The 15,599-nt window shown below is 71.6% G+C and carries 13 protein-coding genes and 1 pseudogene; 8 read left to right on the top strand and 6 right to left on the bottom strand.

All coding sequences use genetic code 11. The features are described from left to right. Nucleotides 1–42: 42 nt before the first annotated feature. Nucleotides 43–1,086, top strand: coding sequence for a Gfo/Idh/MocA family protein (locus tag DEJ03_RS13090; protein WP_027464923.1), 1,044 nt, complete (start codon nt 43–45; stop codon nt 1,084–1,086). 170 nt (nt 1,087–1,256) lie between these two features. On the opposite strand, the gene DEJ03_RS13085 is transcribed toward DEJ03_RS13090, so the two are convergent. Then, on the bottom strand, nt 1,257–1,997 hold the full coding sequence (locus tag DEJ03_RS13085; RefSeq protein ID WP_110864934.1) for an MBL fold metallo-hydrolase: 741 nt from the start codon (nt 1,995–1,997) through the stop codon (nt 1,257–1,259). A gap of 63 nt (nt 1,998–2,060) precedes the next feature. On the opposite strand from DEJ03_RS13085, the gene DEJ03_RS13080 reads away from it, so the two are divergent. The 4 genes from DEJ03_RS13080 (at nt 2,061) to DEJ03_RS13065 (ending at nt 4,871) form a co-directional block, all read left to right on the top strand. Continuing rightward, entirely contained in the window at nt 2,061–2,576 is a 516-nt protein-coding gene (locus DEJ03_RS13080) for a hypothetical protein (protein WP_110864933.1), read from the top strand. 4 nt (nt 2,577–2,580) lie between these two features. Continuing rightward, nucleotides 2,581–3,612 (top strand): YihY/virulence factor BrkB family protein, encoded by a 1,032-nt coding sequence (locus DEJ03_RS13075; protein WP_110864932.1) that lies wholly within the window; start codon nt 2,581–2,583, stop codon nt 3,610–3,612. Nucleotides 3,613–3,673: 61 nt separating this feature from the next. Beyond that, on the top strand, nt 3,674–4,165 hold the full coding sequence (locus DEJ03_RS13070) for a VTT domain-containing protein (protein WP_027464919.1): 492 nt from the start codon (nt 3,674–3,676) through the stop codon (nt 4,163–4,165). Between the two features lie 10 nt (nt 4,166–4,175). Further along, nucleotides 4,176–4,871 carry an SDR family oxidoreductase gene (locus DEJ03_RS13065; RefSeq protein WP_071404940.1) on the top strand — a complete coding sequence of 232 codons (696 nt, stop codon included), beginning with the start codon at nt 4,176–4,178 and terminating at the stop codon, nt 4,869–4,871. Between the two features lie 38 nt (nt 4,872–4,909). Here DEJ03_RS13065 and DEJ03_RS13060 read toward each other — a convergent pair whose 3' ends face one another. After that, nucleotides 4,910–6,481, bottom strand: coding sequence for an ABC-F family ATP-binding cassette domain-containing protein (locus tag DEJ03_RS13060; protein ID WP_110864931.1), 1,572 nt, complete (start codon nt 6,479–6,481; stop codon nt 4,910–4,912). Between the two features lie 274 nt (nt 6,482–6,755). Between DEJ03_RS13060 and DEJ03_RS13055 the strand changes: the two genes are divergently transcribed. Further along, nucleotides 6,756–7,181: a DUF3151 domain-containing protein gene (locus DEJ03_RS13055; protein WP_110864930.1), complete on the top strand. Its 426-nt coding sequence runs from the start codon at nt 6,756–6,758 to the stop codon at nt 7,179–7,181. 203 nt (nt 7,182–7,384) lie between these two features. On the opposite strand, the gene DEJ03_RS13050 is transcribed toward DEJ03_RS13055, so the two are convergent. The 4 genes and pseudogenes from DEJ03_RS13050 to DEJ03_RS13035 all read right to left on the bottom strand — a co-directional run bounded on the left by DEJ03_RS13050 (nt 7,385) and on the right by DEJ03_RS13035 (nt 13,897). Next, the gene (locus tag DEJ03_RS13050; RefSeq protein WP_110864929.1) at nt 7,385–10,429 is read right to left on the bottom strand and encodes a glycoside hydrolase family 2 TIM barrel-domain containing protein; all 3,045 of its coding nucleotides are present in this window, start codon (nt 10,427–10,429) and stop codon (nt 7,385–7,387) included. Next, nucleotides 10,426–11,361: a carbohydrate ABC transporter permease gene (locus DEJ03_RS13045; protein ID WP_110864928.1), complete on the bottom strand. Its 936-nt coding sequence runs from the start codon at nt 11,359–11,361 to the stop codon at nt 10,426–10,428. The genes DEJ03_RS13050 and DEJ03_RS13045 overlap by 4 nt, the downstream gene beginning before the upstream one ends. Before the next feature lie 230 nt (nt 11,362–11,591). After that, nucleotides 11,592–12,542 (bottom strand): annotated as a pseudogene (locus DEJ03_RS13040) (carbohydrate ABC transporter permease); the annotation flags it as partial. Further along, on the bottom strand, nt 12,539–13,897 hold the full coding sequence (locus DEJ03_RS13035; protein ID WP_110864927.1) for an extracellular solute-binding protein: 1,359 nt from the start codon (nt 13,895–13,897) through the stop codon (nt 12,539–12,541). The pseudogene DEJ03_RS13040 and the gene DEJ03_RS13035, both read right to left, overlap by 4 nt. A 208-nt stretch (nt 13,898–14,105) precedes the next feature. Between DEJ03_RS13035 and DEJ03_RS13030 the strand changes: the two genes are divergently transcribed. Further along, nucleotides 14,106–14,447 carry a hypothetical protein gene (locus tag DEJ03_RS13030; RefSeq protein WP_110864926.1) on the top strand — a complete coding sequence of 114 codons (342 nt, stop codon included), beginning with the start codon at nt 14,106–14,108 and terminating at the stop codon, nt 14,445–14,447. Next, complete coding sequence (locus DEJ03_RS13025) at nt 14,428–15,594, top strand: Vms1/Ankzf1 family peptidyl-tRNA hydrolase (protein ID WP_110864925.1); 1,167 nt, start codon at nt 14,428–14,430, stop codon at nt 15,592–15,594. The genes DEJ03_RS13030 and DEJ03_RS13025 overlap by 20 nt, the downstream gene beginning before the upstream one ends. Nucleotides 15,595–15,599: the final 5 nt, after the last annotated feature.

The following is a 15,599-nucleotide window of genomic DNA, read 5'->3' as shown; positions in this document are numbered from 1 at the left end:
GTGCGTCACCAGTCACGACGGCAGTCACGAAGGAGTGCGCGCATGAGCGTCCGGATCATCCACGTCGGTCTCGGAGGGTGGGGCGGCAACTGGGCCCGCACCGCCATCCCAGAGGTGTCGGAAGTGCAGGTGGTCGGGATCGTCGACCCGTCGGCGCCGACGCTCGAGGCCGTGCGGACCGACCTCGGGCTCCCGGCCTCCGCGGCGTTCGGGTCCCTGACCGAGGCGCTCGCCGCGGTCGAGGCCGACGCCGTCGTCATCACCGCCCCGGCCGTGACGCACGTGCCGCTCGCGCTCGAGGCCCTCGACGCCGGCAAGCACGTCCTGGTCGAGAAGCCGTTCGCCAACACCACCGACGAGGCCGTCACCGCGGTCCGTCGCGCCGAGGAGCTCGGCCTGGTGCTGCAGGTCAGCCAGAACTACCGCTGGTACCCGGCACCGCGGGTCGTGCAGGAGATGCTCGAGGCGGACGTCGTCGGCGAGGTCTCCGCGATCAACGTCGACTTCCGGCAGTGGGACAACGACCAGCCCGCCGAGACGTACCCGCACTACCGGTTCCCGCACGCGATGATCAACGACATGGCGATCCACCACTTCGACCTGCTCCGGATGATCACCGGGCAAGAGGCCGTCCGGGTCTTCGCCAAGGCCAGCTACCCCGCCTACAGCAAGTACCAGGACGAAGCGGTCGCCTCGATGATCATCGAGCTCGACGGCGGCACGGTGGTCAACTACCGCGGCAGCTGGCTGAGCCGTGGCCCGCGCACCGCCTGGGCCGGGGAGTGGAGCATCGAGGGCGAGGACGGCGAGCTCTGGTTCACGAGCCGTGACGGTGAGCCGAACGCGGTCGACGGCGACCGGGTCACCGTCCGCCGCACGCAGGACGACGTCGCCGAGCCGGTCGAGCTCCCCGTGCTCGCGCACACCGACCGCCAGGGCGGGCTGCAGGCGTTCGCCCGCTCGGTGCAGGGCGGCCCCGCCCCCGAGACGAGCGGTCGTGACAACCTGCGGAGCCTCGCGCTGATGGAGGCCGCCGGCCGCTCCGCGGCGTCCGGCCTGCCCGAGGACGTCGTCGTCCCGTCCTGACCGCACCCACCCACGGCCTGGAGGCGCGGGGCGGGCCCGCACCGCGCCTCCAAGCCGGCTCTGGTCGCGCCCACCGCGTCAAAGCGACAGTGGGTTGCGGAACGTTCGCGGCATACTGTCGCTTTGGCGAACCAGACCCGGTGCGGTCCGCCTGATCTGTCGCTCGCGCGTCAGGCGGTGCCGGCCGCCCGCCGCGCCTGCGCGACGGCCCGCCGCACGCCGAGCGACCAGCCCGGCCCGTGGCCGGGCAGCACGTGCTTCGCCTCGGTGTCCGCGAGCCGGTCGAGCGACGCGACCGCAGTGTCGACGTCGGAGGTCGCCGCGGGTGCGACGATCCGCGGTCCGATCCCGCCCGTGTACGGGTCGAAGGTGACGAGCGCGTCCCCGGCGATCACGGCGTCACGGTCGGCGAAGTGCAGTGCCACGTGGCCGTCGGTGTGCCCCGGAGTCTCGATGATCCACGGGTTGCCCGGCACGTCGGCGCGGCTCTCCATCGGTTCGGTGTCCGCGATGCCGTCGACGGTGACCGCACCGGCCAGCAGCATCCGGCCCAGGGGGCGCAGACCACCCGGGTGGAGCGCGACGAACCCGAACCGGTTCGTCTGCGGCCGGTACGAGTACGGGTGCGCGGCGAGGTGCCGATCGCCCGGGTGGACGAACACGGGCGTGCCCCAGTCGCGGTGCATCCGTGCTGCGGTGCCGACGTGGTCGAAGTGCCCGTGCGTGAGCAGGAGCCCCTCGACCTGGTCGGGCGTGTAGCCCAGGTCGTGCACGGCGAGCTGCAGGTGCGGCCACGCGGCGGGCAACCCCGCGTCGACGACGAGCAACCGATCGCCGGTCTCGACGAGGTACGTGTTGGTGTGTGCGATCTCGAGGCGGTGGATCCCCTCGGCGGCGTCCCGGAAGAGCATGTGCGGCACGGTAGACGCGGCCTGCTGGGCACGATCCCGGGTGGGACGTGTACGAAATGGGGAATGGCCAAGGACAGTCTGCCCGAGCTCGAACTCGCCAACGTGCGCACCCGTGAGGGCATCACGGACACCGTGACGGAGCTGAAGCGACGCGCGGACCTGCCCGCCCGCACGCGGCTCGCGGTCGCCAAGACGAAGCAGCGGTGGCACCGCGACCCCACGCCGCTGGTGGCGATGGGCATCACCGGGCTGACCGGTGTCGCGGCGATCGTCCTCGGCATCGCACTGCGGAACCGCCCCGCCGGGCACCTGGCCCAGCCGCCGGCGAACTCGGCCTTCACCGCGTTGCTGCCGTTCGGCGCGCGTGGCGACGCCCCCTCGGCGAAGGAGCAGGCGCAGGCAGGCCGCAAGGGCCGGAAGGCGCGTGCCAAGGCGGCCGAGGAAGCCCTCGAGCAGGACCCGGCGCACCGCGCCCGCGTGAAGCAGCAGGTCGGCATCGCGGCGGTGCAGCGACGGGCGAACAAGAACCGCAAGCAGGCGGTCAAGCGGTCGAAGCAGGCCGTGAAGGCGAGAGGGTAGGCACATGGCGCACGAAGAGCACAAGCCGGACCCGGACGACGCCCGGAAGCCCGACAGCCCCACCGACCTCAAGAAGCCGACGCTCGTCTACACGCTGAAGAAGACGCTGCGCGAGTTCACGAGCGACCAGTGCACCGACCTGGCGGCGAGCCTGACGTACTACTCCGTGCTCGCGCTGTTCCCCGGGCTGCTGGCGGTCGTGTCGATCCTCGGCCTGGTGTCGGATCCGAAGAAGACGATCGACACGCTCCTCGAGATCATCGGCAACATCGGGTCGCAGCAGGTCGTCGAACTGATCCGCGACCCGGTCGAGGGGCTCGTCCGCTCGCCCGCCGCCCCCATCACGTTCATCGTCGGTATCCTCGGTGCCCTCTGGTCGGCCTCCGGCTACGTCGGCGCGTTCGGCCGTGCCATGAACCGGATCTACAACGTCCGCGAGGGCCGCCCGATCTGGAAGCTCCGCCCGACCATGCTCGGCGTGACCGTCACCACCGTCGTCCTGCTCGTGGTCGGTCTGCTGGTGCTGGTGAGCGCTCCGCTCGCCCGCAGCTTCGGCGACGTCATCGGCCTCGGCGACGTGGCCGTCACCGTCCTGTCGATCGTGCAGTGGCCGATCCTGCTCGTCATCGCGATCATCGTCGTCGCAGTGCTCTACTACTGGTCGCCGAACGTCAAGCAGCCGAAGTTCACCTGGGTCAGCGGCGGCTCGATCCTGGCGCTCCTCATCTGGATCATCGCGAGCGTCGGCTTCGGGTTCTACGTCGGGAACTTCTCGAACTACAACGCCACGTACGGCTCCCTGGGTGGGGTCATCGTGTTCCTGCTGTGGATCTGGATCACGAACAACGCCCTGCTCTTCGGTGCCGAGTTCGACGCCGAGATCGAGCGGGGCCGCGAGCTGCAGGCCGGCATCCGCGCGGAGGAGGACATCCAGCTCCCCGAGCGCGACACCCGCCAGATCGAGAAGCAGGACGAGAAGCGGGCGCAGGACGTGCTCGAGGGCATCCGCATCCGCCAGGGCGTCGACAACGACTGACCGCGGTTCGTCCGACCACCGCTGACGGGCGCTCTCCGGGTCGGGGCGCTACGGTGCGAGCGTGCCGTCCTTCCTCGAGGGGCTCCCGTTCCGGTGGCTCGTCCTCGCGCTCTTCGTGATCGTGTTCTGCCGTGCGCAGGCCACGTACTGGGTCGCGCGGCTCGCGGTGACGGGGGCGTCCCGATCGCGGTGGGGCGGCTGGCTGCGCTCGCCGGCTGTCCGTCGCGGTTCTGCACTGCTCGATCGCTGGGGGCTACCCGTCGTGACGGTGAGCTTCGTCGTGGTCGGCCTGCAGACGGTGATGAACGCCGCAGCGGGGCTGGCACGGGTCGCCTGGTGGCGGTACACGATCGCGATGGTGCCGGGGTGCGTGGCCTGGGCGTTCCTGTACGCGACGGTCGGGCTCGCCGTGTTCTGGGCGGTCGTCGCGGCGCTCGCCGGCTCGCCGTGGGGCATCGCGGCGCTCGTGGGCCTGGTGGTCGTCGCCGGCGTCGCGCTGACGGTCCTGCGTCGTCGCCGCGACCGCACAGGAGGCCCGGCTCGGCTTCCGTAGGCTGGCCTCCGTGACGACAGACCAGCTCCAGAACCGTCCGGTCGCCCTGGTGACCGGAGCCACCCGCGGCATCGGGCGCGCGATCGCCGCCGACCTCGGCCGCACCCATCACGTGCTCGTCGGCGGCCGGTCCGCCGACGCCGTGGACGCCCTCGTCCAGGAGCTGCCGAGCGCGGCGCCGTTCGTCGGTGACCTGGGCGCGGGCGAGGTCCCCGCGCTGCCGGATCGGCTCGACGTCCTGGTGCACTCGGCCGGTGTCGAGCAGGGCACCACCGTCGCCGACACCCCGCGCGCGGTGTGGGAGCAGGTCTTCGCGACGAACGTGTTCGCGGTCGCCGAGCTCACCCGGCTGGCGCTCCCGGCACTGCGGGCGGCGCGGGGCATCGTCGTGCCGATCAACAGCGGCTCCGGGTTCCACTCGGGCCCCGGCGGTGGCGTGTACGCGGCGTCGAAGTTCGCGCTGCGGGCCTTCGCCGACGCCCTGCGCGAAGAGGAGCGGGCGAACGGCGTGCGGGTGTCGAGCGTGCACCCGGGCCGGACCGACTCGGACATGCAGCGGCAGCTCGTGGCGAAGCTCGGGGAGTCCTACGACACGGACTACTACCTGGCGCCGGAGGACGTGGCCGCCGCGGTCCGCACCGTCGTCGACATGCCCGAGCGCGGCACCGTCGAGTCGCTCGCGATCCGACCGACCCGACGGCGCTGATGTTCGGACGGCGCTGACACGCTGACGGCGACCATCGGCTACCGCAGCTCGATCCGGTCGTCGAGCTCGAGCCGTTCCAGGAACGTCTCGTCGTGGCTCACCACGACGACTGCTCCCCGGTAGGCCCGCAGCGCGTCCACGAGCTGGTCGACGCTCGTCAGGTCGAGGTCGTTCGTCGGCTCGTCGAGCACGAGCAGCTGCGGTGGTGGGTCGGCGAGCACCAGGGCCGCCAGCGCCACCCGGAACCGCTCCCCGCCGGACAGGTCCCCGGCCGGGCGGTCGACGGTGTCCCCGCGCACCAGGAACTTCGCCAGCCGGTTGCGGACCTCGGCGACGGGCACGTGCGGGGCGTCCCGGCGCATGTTGTCGAGCACCGTGGCGGTGTCGTCCAGACTGTCCTTCCGCTGCGGCAGGTACGCGATCCGGTCGACGTGGGCGACGGCCGTGGTCTCGGGCAGCGGGTGCTCCCGCGCGGCGGAGTCGCCGACGAGCTGCTCGAGCAGGGTGGACTTGCCGACGCCGTTGTCCCCGGTGACGGCGATCCGTTCCGGCCCCTGCACGATGACGTCCCGTCCGCGGACGGTCACGGTGGCGATCCGACGCGATGCCGGCACGTCCGGGTCGGGCAGGGTGACGTGGATCGATTCGTCGTCGCGCAGGCGGAGCTCGGCCTCGCGCTTGGTGGCGAGTGCGGCGGCTTCGTCGTCCGCGTACCCGACGCGCAGTCGACCGGCGGTCTCCTGCGCCTTCTTCCGCTGCTCGTTCGCCAGGATCTTCGGCATCGAGCGGCCCGCCTTCTCGCCGGCCTTCGCACGTCGGGCGATCTTCGTCTCCGCCTCGATGCGCTGCCGCTTCTCGGTGCGGTGCCGCTGGTCGGCGACCCGGACCTCGCGCTCGACGGCCGCTTGCTGTACGGCCAGGTGCTCCTCGAACGCGCTGAACGTCCCACCGAACACCGTCATCGACCCGGCGCGGAGCTCCACGGTCTCGTCGACGTGCTCCAGGAGTTCCCGGTCGTGGCTGACGACCACCAGGGTTCCGCGCCAGTCGTCGACCAGGTCGAGGAGCAGCCCGCGGGCCCGGCGGTCCAGGTTGTTCGTCGGCTCGTCCAGGAACACGATCGGCCGGGCGCGCAACCGCACCCCGGCGACGGCGACGAGCACCGACTGCCCGCCGGACAGCGTCGACACCGGCCGGTCGAGGTCGGTGCCGTCGAGCCCGACCCGGTCGAGCACCGCGGCGGCCCGTTCCTCCAGGTCCCAGTCGTCGCCGACTGCCTCGAGCTGTGCGGCCGTGGCGTCGCCGGCCAGGACGGCCCGGAGCGCGGTGAGCGTGGGCCGGATGCCGAGCAGGTCGGCGACGGTGTCGTCGATCCCCGTTGCAAGGCGCTGCGGCAGGTGGTCGACGGGACCCGACGTCGCGATGCTGCCCGACGTGGGGTGGAGCCGGCCGGTCGCGAGCCGGACCAGCGTGGACTTGCCGGCCCCGTTCCTCCCGACCAGCCCGGTCCGGCCACGTCCGAAGGCGGCGGTGAGGTGGTCGAGCGCGACGGTGCCGTCGGGCCAGGCGAAGGTGACGTCGTGCAGGACGACGGACGGACTGGTGGGCATGGGGGTGTCTCCCGGTGTCGATGCTGGGCGCACGACACCGAGGCCACCGCGGTGCGGTGGAGCGCCCGACGGGGCGCGCGATCACGGTGTCAGCGCGTGGGCTGAGCGGTACCGGTGATCGACAGCAATCCGTCTGCTTCCGTCGGGGGACCCCCGTGTCCGCCATCCGTTCCGCCGGTCGGTCTCCCGCCCCGGCGGCCCCGCGATGACGACGAGGTGACCTCTACGGTAATCCCGTGACACGGGCACCCGCAAGGGATGACAGGCTGGGGGCATGCCGGAGAACCTGTTGCCGACCCCGTCGTCGAACCCCGAGACCCTGCTGCCCGCCGAGCCGGAGGTGACCGCCGCGATCGAGGCGGAGGCCCCCGTCGCCAGCGTGGTGGTGTCCTACCCGTCGTCGAGCCTGGCGTGGGCGCTGCTCGCCGACGAGGCGTGGGCGCGTGGCGCGACCCTCGAGTCGTACGCGTACGCCCGTGTCGGGTACCACCGTGGGCTCGATGCCCTGCGCAAGGCCGGCTGGCGCGGTGTCGGCCCGGTGCCGTGGTCACACGAGCCCAACCGTGGCGTGCTGCGGGCGCTGTTCGCCCTGCGGCGTGCGGCCGAGGCGATCGAGGAGCCGGGCGAGGCCGAGCGCCTGACCGACTTCCTGAACGCGAGCGACCCCGAGGCCCTGCGCGCCCTGGCCGCCGGCGCGTAGGCGTCGCGCTCCGCACAACCAAAGCCACCTCGAACCGCGTTGATCCGCGGTTCAGGAGCACTTCGGTTGTGCACGGCGCGCCGCGGCCCGCGCCGCGCCCCGCCCCGGTCATCGCGCCCCGAAGAGACGGGGCGCGATGACCGCAGCGGGGCGCAGCCCGCGGGCCAGCTCGCGGAGCCGACCCGCGGGCTGCTCGCCCCGACCTACGCCAGCGCGACGCTCCAACTGAACGCCTGCGGCCAGAGCTGGTGCTCCGGCAGGACGTCGAGCCCGCACGCCCGGCTGCCGAGCCCGTGCTGCGCGGCGTCGAGGTACAGGTACAGGTGGTCCGACATGGGCAGCTCGTACGGGTGCTCCGAGCGGTCGATCTGCTGTGCGGTCCACGGCGACAGGGTGAACCCGGCACGGTGCGACCCGACCGTCGACACGGTGAACGGCCCGACCGACAGCTCCCGCAGGTCGGGCCGGTGCCCGGTCTCCTGCGGCCGCGAGTACGCCACCCCGAGCGACCGCACCGGCGCGGTGAACCGGCCGACACGGGCAGCGTGCGAGGAATCGGCGTACGACTCCAGCGGTCCGGTCCCGAACCAGGTCGCGTCCGCATCCGCCAGCGACGCAGGCAGGTCGAACCGCACCCCGATCCGCGGCCACGTGACGTCCCAGGCGCCGAACGGCACGGCGTCGGTCTGCAGCACGAGCCCGTCGGACGTCAGGGTCCAGCGGTGCGTGACCTCGAGCCCCCACCCGCTGTTCGCCGCCGCGACGCGGACACGCTGCTCCAGACCGGAGTCGGTGCGCGACACCGACACCAGCCGGTGCGTCAGCCGGTCCAGCCCTCGGTCGCGCCAGCGCGTCGCCGACGGGGGAGCGGTCGGGTCGCCGACCCCGTGCGTGAGCACCGGGTCCGCGGTCTCGTAGCCGCCCTGTGACGCCAGGCTGTCGTTGTCCGTCGGTGCACGCCACAGCTCCAGACGGGGCCCGGCGACCTCGTGGCCCTTCCAGGACACCAGGTCACCGCGGGCACTGAAGGTGCCGTCACCCAGGTGGTCGCCGTCCCACCCCTGCCGGGAGGCCCGTGGTGCGTCCGCCGCGCGCGCTACGACGAGCCGCTGGGTGCGGGCGACGACGTGGCCGGTGTCCGCCCACGCGGTCGGCCCCGCCAGTTCCACGGTCAGGTCGAACCAGAGCTCGTCGCCGGGTGCGAGTTCGGACGTGGCCGCGGCGAGCACCTCGGAGGGCACCGGGACCGTCGCCGACTCCCGGGCGGCGACGATGCCCGTGGACAGGCGCCCCGAGGCCTCGACGACGCCGTTCCGCGACAGGGTCCAGCACAGCCGGAGCCCGGCGGTCGAGGCCGAGTGGTACCGGTTCTCGACCAGCACCGTGGTGTCCGAGACCGCGAGCCGGATCGGGGCCACGACGGCGGCGAACTCGGCGAGCCCCGGCGTCGGGGTGTCGTCGGGCAGCACCAGGCCGTCCATCACGAAGTTGCCGTCGTGCACGACCTCGCCGAAGTCCCCGCCGTAGGCGTAGTAGTCCTCGCCGGCGGGCGTCTTCGCGAGCAGGCCGTGGTCCCGCCACTCCCACACGAACCCGCCGTGCAGCCGCGGGTACCGGTCGACCAGGGCCTCGTACTCGGCGATCTGCCCCGGGCCGTTGCCCATCGCGTGCACGTACTCGCAGTGGATGAAGGGCTTCGACCGCTGCCGTGCGGCCTCGGCCGGGCCGCAGCCGAGCAGGGGCGTCGGGGTGCCGCCGCCGATCGACTCGGTCTCCTGCAGCGTCGGGTACATCCGCGAGTAGACGTCGGTGTACTCGCCCGTGTAGTCGCCCTCGTAGTGCACGGGGCGCTCGGCGTCGCGGTCGTGCACCCACTGCGACATCGCCGCGAGGTTCCGGCCGGTGCCGGACTCGTTGCCGAGCGACCACATCACGATCGATGCGTGGTTCTTGTCGCGCTCGACGGTGCGGGCGATGCGGTCGAGGTAGGCCTCGGCCCACGCCGGGTCGTCGGAGGGGTTGCCGACCCAGTCGGTGAACAGGAACCCGTGGGTCTCCAGGTCGCACTCCAGGATCACCCAGAACCCGAGCTCGTCGGCCAGGTCGAGCACACGGGGGTGCGGCGGGTAGTGCGAGGTGCGGATGGCGTTGACGTTGTTGCGCTTCATCAGCGCCATGTCGGCGCGGGCGTGCTCCTCGTCGAACACCCGGCCGCGCACGGGGTGGGTCTCGTGCCGGTTCACGCCGTGGAACACCACGCGCTCGCCGTTCACCAGGAACCGGTCGCCGACGATCGACACGGTGCGGAACCCGAGCCGGAGCGAGACGGTCTCCCCGTCGGAGCCAACGGACGCGCCGGCCGCCGCGGAGCCGGTCGACAGCGTCGCGTCGTACAGCTTCGGCAGCTCGGCGCTCCACGGCTCGACGCCCTCGACCTCGACCGGCGCGACGTCGTCCGCCGTGGCCCAGGTCACGTCGACGCCCAGGTCGGGCACCGCGAACCGCACCGGGAACACCGCGTCGAGCGTCGGGAACGTGATCGTGCCGGTCCCCGTCTCCGGCCGTCCCGACGCCGCGGTGCCGGACGAGGCAGCCGTGCCGAGCGTCGCCCGCCAACCGGCGCGCACGAACGCGTCGTCGATCGGCGCCGTGGGTCGGGCGAGCAGGGTGACGTCGCGGAAGATGCCGGGCAGCCACCACTGGTCCTGGTCCTCCAGGTAGGACGCCGCCGACCACTGGTGCACCCGGACCGCGAGCTCGTTCGCTCCCGGGCGCACCAGCTCGGTGACGTCGAACTCGGTCGCCAGGCGGGAGCCCGTCGACCACCCCACGAGCGTCCCGTTCAGCCACACCCGGAAGTGCGACTCGACCCCGTCGAACCGCAGCAGGACCCGGCCGGCACCGTCGAACGACGACGGCAGCTCGAACGTGCGGCGGTGGTCACCGGTCGGGTTCTCCTCTGGCGGGTGCGGTGGGTCGATCGGGAACGGGTACTGCAGGTTCGTGTAGCTCGGAGCGCCGTGGCCGTGCAGCACCCAGTGCGACGGCACCGGGAGCTCGCCCCAGGCCGGGTCGTCGTCCTCCCCACCCTCGGTCGCGAAGTCCTCGGAGACCGAGGCGACGGGCGACCACCGGAACCGCCAGTCCCCGTTCAGTGACAGGGACGGGGCATCGGTGTGCAGCCAGGCACGAGGTGCCAGCCGCGAGTCGGAGCCGGGTGCGGTGGACGAGAGTGCGGAGCGGGTCAACCCTTGACCGATCCTTCCGTGAGGCCTCCACGCCAGAAGCGCTGGAGGACGATGATGGCGATGACGAGCGGGATGACCGAGACGAGCACCCCGCCGGTGGTGAGCTGGTAGAACTCCGGCAGGCGGTCGACCTGCGAGCGCCAGTTGTTCAGACCCAGTGTTATCGGGTACAGCTTCTGGTCTGCCAGCATGATGAGCGGCAGGAAGAAGTTGTTCCAGATCCCGACCACCTGGAACAGGAACACGGTGACGAGCGCCGGGGTCATCTGCCGGAGCACCACGGTGTGGAAGATCCGCAGTTCACCGGCACCGTCGATGCGAGCCTGTTCGAGCAGGGTGGTGTCCACCGACGCGGCGGCGTACACCCGGCACAGGAACAGGCCGAACGGCGACACCAGGCTCGGGATGAGCACGCTCCAGTACGTGTCCGTCAGGCCCATCGACGAGAACAGCAGGAACAGCGGCAGTGCCGTCGCGGTCCCGGGCACGAGCACGCCGCCGAGGATCGTGCCGAACACGAACTGGCGCCCCCGGAAGTCGTACTTCGCCAGCGCGTACCCGCCGGCCGCGGCGAAGTAGGTGGCCAGGACCGCACCGACGCCGGAGTACAGGATGCTGTTCGCGATCCACCGGACGAAGATGCCGCCGTCGTAGGTGAACACCTGCTGCAGGTTGCTCCAGAGCGCGAACTCGCCGCCGAACCAGAACCCGTTGGTCGAGAACAGCGCGCCCGTGGTCTTCGTCGCGGCGATGACGACCCAGTACAGCGGGACGATGAAGTACAGCGCGACGACGACGAGGATCCCCGTGACGACGATCTGCGAGCGCGTCGACCGGTCGAGCTTGCGGCGCTGGTGCGCACTGATCGACGTGGTGTCGACGGGGACGGCGGTCTTCGCCGTGGCCGGCGCTTCGATGGCTTCGCTGGTCATCGGTCAGTCCCTTCGGTGGTCGCGACGCGACCGGCCTGGGCCCCCGGTGGCCGGTTCCGGAGCGTCGCGGAGCTTGCGGAGCGACGTTCCGGCCGTGCCGTTGGGGAGAGGCCCGGGTCGGCTTGGGTGGTGACCGTGCTGCCCGCCGCAGCGCGCGTCTGGAGCGCGGTGCGGGCCTCCCGGCCGTCGCGCCGTGCGCGCTTGCGGCGGTCGCGTTCGTCCTTGGGTGGTCGGTTCGTCAGCGCGAGGAACGTGAACGACAGGATGAACGCGGCCAGCGCGATGATGACCGCCTGCGCACTCGCGACGCCGTACTCGTTGAACGCGAACGCGTTCGTGTAGGCGGCGTAGTTCGGCGTGTACTCGGTGTCGATCGCCGGGGCGACGGTCGACAGGATCTGCGGCTCCGCGAAGAGCTGCAGGGTGCCGATGATCGAGAACACCGTCGTGAGCACCAGGGCCGGCGCGATGAGCGGGATCTGGATCCGCCACGCGACCTGGAACGCGTTCGCGCCGTCGACCTTGGCGGCCTCGTAGACCTCGCCGGGGATGGACTTCAGCTGCGCCACGATGATGAGCATGTTGTAGCCGGTGTACGTCCACGTGACGATGTTCGCGATCGACCACAGCACACTGTTGGCGCCGAGGAAGTCCGGCTGCAGCCCCATCGACTGCAGCAGCGACACGATCGGCGACAGACCGGGCACGTACAGGAACGACCACAGGATCGTGGCGATGACGCCCGGGACGCCGTAGGGCATGAAGTAGATCGCCCGGAAGAAGCCCGGCCAGCGGGCGCTCGCCGACTCGAGCAGCAGCGCGAGGATCGTGCAGGCGATGATCATCACCGGGACCTGGACGATGCCGAACAGCAGCATGCGGCCGATCGAGGCGACGAACCCGCTGTCCTGCAGGGCGATCGCGTAGTTGTCGAACCCGGCGAACCGGCCGACCACACCGTCCTCGCCGAACAGGCCCTCACGGTCGACGGTGGTGAACGACTGGAACAGGGCGCTGATGATCGGGATGACGAACGTCAGCAGGAACAGGGCCAGGAACGGGGCGAGCAGGATCCACGGGGCACGCTTCTGCGCGCTCGTGGCCTTCGTGCTCGTGCGGAACGCGGGCGTCCCGCCGGCCGGTCGGCCGGTGGACTGCCTGGTGGTGGTCTGCTGGGTCATCGTGCCGTCCTGACGCTGAGGCCCTTGTCCTTGAAGGACTGGACGATCTCCCGCTGTGCGAGCTCCACGGCGTCACTGAGCTTCAGGCCCGAGGTGAGCTTGCGGCGGAACTGGTTCTGCAGGCTGGTGAAGGCCGACTGGGTCACCGGGGACCACGACCAGTCGATGTTCTGCTCCTTCGAGGCCGGCACGAAGACGTGCTCGTTGTAGTTCTGGCCGGAGAACCACTTCGACGGCTTCTCGCGCTGCGCCCCGATGTAGTCGACGGCGGGCGACCAGCCGATGCCGCAGTGCTTGATCATCGCGTCGATGCCCTCCTTCGAGGTGGTCATCCACGTGATGAACTCGAGCGCCTCCTTCGGGTGCTTCGCGTTCGCCAGCACCGCGGCCGTCGAACCGCCGATGGCGCTCGAGCCGAAGCCGTCGGCGCCCCACTTCTGCATCGGGGCGACCTTCCACTTGCCCTCGCCGCCCTGCACCGACTCGATCAGGGCGTCACCCCAGCTCGCGCTCGTGACCGCGGCGATCTTGCCGCTCGCGGCCGCGGCGTACCACCCGGGGGAGTACGCGCCGGCACTCGTGTCGACGAGCTTGTCGTCGATCACGCCGTCGAAGAAGTCCGCGACCATCAGGGTCTTGTCGTCGGTCATGTCGACGACCCACTCGTCGCCGTCGACCTTGAACCAGCGCGCGCCGGCCTGCTGTGCGTACGCGGCGAACGGCGACGCGTCGGCGACCGGGAACACCTCGAGGTAGTTCTGCTTCCCGGTGCTCCGGACCTTGTCGGCCAGGTCACGCCACTCGTCCCAGGTCGTCGGGGGTTCGCCACCGGCCTGCTCGAGGATCGCGGTCTGGTAGTAGAACCCCATCGGGCCGGTGTCCTGCGGGATGCCGTAGATGCCGTCGACGAACGACACCTGCGCCCACGCAGCCTCGTCGTACTTCGACTCGAAGTCCTTCGCGCCGTACCGGGCCAGGTCGACCAGGCCGTTCGCGAGCATGAACTCGGGGATCTGCCGGAGCTCGACCTGCCCGATGTCCGGGCCGCCGCCGGCCGCGAGCGCGGAGTACATCTTCTGGTACCCGCCGCTGTTGCCGCCGGGGATCCAGTTCGCCGACACCTGGATGTCCGGATGTGTCCTGTTCCAGACGTCGCAGACCTTCTGCAGGTCCTTGAGCCAGGCCCAGTAGGTGAGCTGGACGGTCTCACCCGAGGCCGCGGCGGGCACGAGGGCCGCCTTGTTGACGTTGGTCGAGCCCGGGACCGCACAGCCGGCGAGGAGTCCCGCCGCCGCGGTGCCGAGGCCGAAGCCCAACAGGTGTCGTCTCGTGATGGGTCGTGGTCGTGGCGCCATTGCCGCACTCCGTTCGTCGTTGATCGGGGTTGTCGACACCCAATCACAGAACCGAACGCCGTTGTGGTTTCGTGACCGTACCGACACTGCGCGTTCCCGGCGCACCTTGGAACGGCCCCAGGCCCGGGCGCGGACCGTGGGGTCACAGAGCAGACACCGACGCCCCGGACGGCGAAGGCCGCCGGTGGCACGACCGGGAGGAGAAGCGATGACCGAACGCGGGAACACCACCCATCGCCCCGAACTCGACGAGCAGCTGGCGCACGAGGCGCAGAGCATCGTCCAGGGGCACGGCAGCAACGCCCACGTCGAGGAGTTCCGGCAGTCCGAGCCGGTCCCCGACGACACCGACGGCCCGGAGACCCTCGCCGCGTCGGGCTACGACGGCGAGCTCGAGGGCGAGCTGCAGGACGACACCACCGACGTGCTCCCCGAGGACGACGCCGACCGTGCCGACCCGTTGCCCACCGGCGACGGCGACGGAGCCGACGCGACCGTGTACCGCACCGAGACCGGGGAGGGCAGCACCGATGGCTCTGACGCAGAATGACGCGCCGCACCTGCAGTCCGGCATCGCCGAACGCCTGAAGCGCGGGGGCACGTGGACGTGGGCCTACGTCGACGCGTCCGGTGACCGTGAGGACCCGCAGCACCTCGCCGCCCTGCAGCGCCGGAAGGCCGAGGACGTGCTGCGGTCGGCCGGGGCGGACGCCGAGGTCATCGACACCGTGATGGCCGAACTCGAGGAGACGCCCGGGGTGCCGGCGCCGGTCAGCCGGTACGTGCTCGTGCACGACGGCGAACTCGTGCTCAGCGAGGTCCTGCCCGGGGCGATGCACGCCCCGACGTCGATCGGCCACGACCCCGTGCCCGACCTGCTGCCGCTCCTGGCACACCGGCCGCTCGACCTGCCGTTCCTGATCGTCGAGGTCGGTCGCGAAGGTGGTGGCTACCGCGCCTACCGCCTGGGCCACGCCGACGTGCCGGACCGTCGCGACGAGCAGCGCGTGCAGGGCCGCACCGACACGCTCCACAAGTTCCAGGGCGGCGGCTGGTCGCACCTGCGGTGGCAGCACCACACCGAGGAGATCTGGCGCGACAACCAGAACGAGGTCGCCACGGCCGTCGACGAGGCGTTCCGGCGGCTGCAGCCGAAGCTCATCGTGGTCGCGGGGGACATCCGCGCACGGGGGCTCCTGCTCGACCAGCTGTCCACCGAGGCACGCGCCGTCGTCTCCGAGGTCCCGGTCGACACCCGGGCTTCGGATGCGTCGGAGACCGCGCTCGTCGAGCACGTCGACATCGCGCTCGCCCGGGTCATCGCGACCCGTCGGCACGACTTCGAGGACCTGCTCCGCACGCACGTCGGCCGCGGGGACAACCAGACGGTCACCGGCCTCGGGTCCGTCGTCGAGGCGCTGCAGCAGGCGCAGGCCTCGGTCGTCGCGATCGACGCCGCCGCGATCGGCGACCGCACCCTGCTCGCGCTGGGCGCGGTGCCGTGGATCGCCACGGCACCCGAGCAGGCGGCGGGTGCACCGGTCATCGGACCGGTCCCGGCCGTGTGCGCGATCGTCCGGGCGGTCGCCCTCACCGACGCGGAGCTGCTGCTCGTGAACGCCGCGTCGCTCCCGAACGGCGCGCCAGCCGCGGCGTTGCTGCGGTGGCCGGTGGGACCGGCGGTGCCGGCCGCCTGAGTGGT

This window comes from Curtobacterium sp. MCLR17_043 (genome assembly GCF_003224215.1).
Taxonomy (GTDB): Bacteria; Actinomycetota; Actinomycetes; order Actinomycetales; family Microbacteriaceae; genus Curtobacterium; species Curtobacterium flaccumfaciens.
Note: the sequence above shows the minus strand (reverse complement) of the source record. Positions and strands in the feature narration are given on the sequence as shown.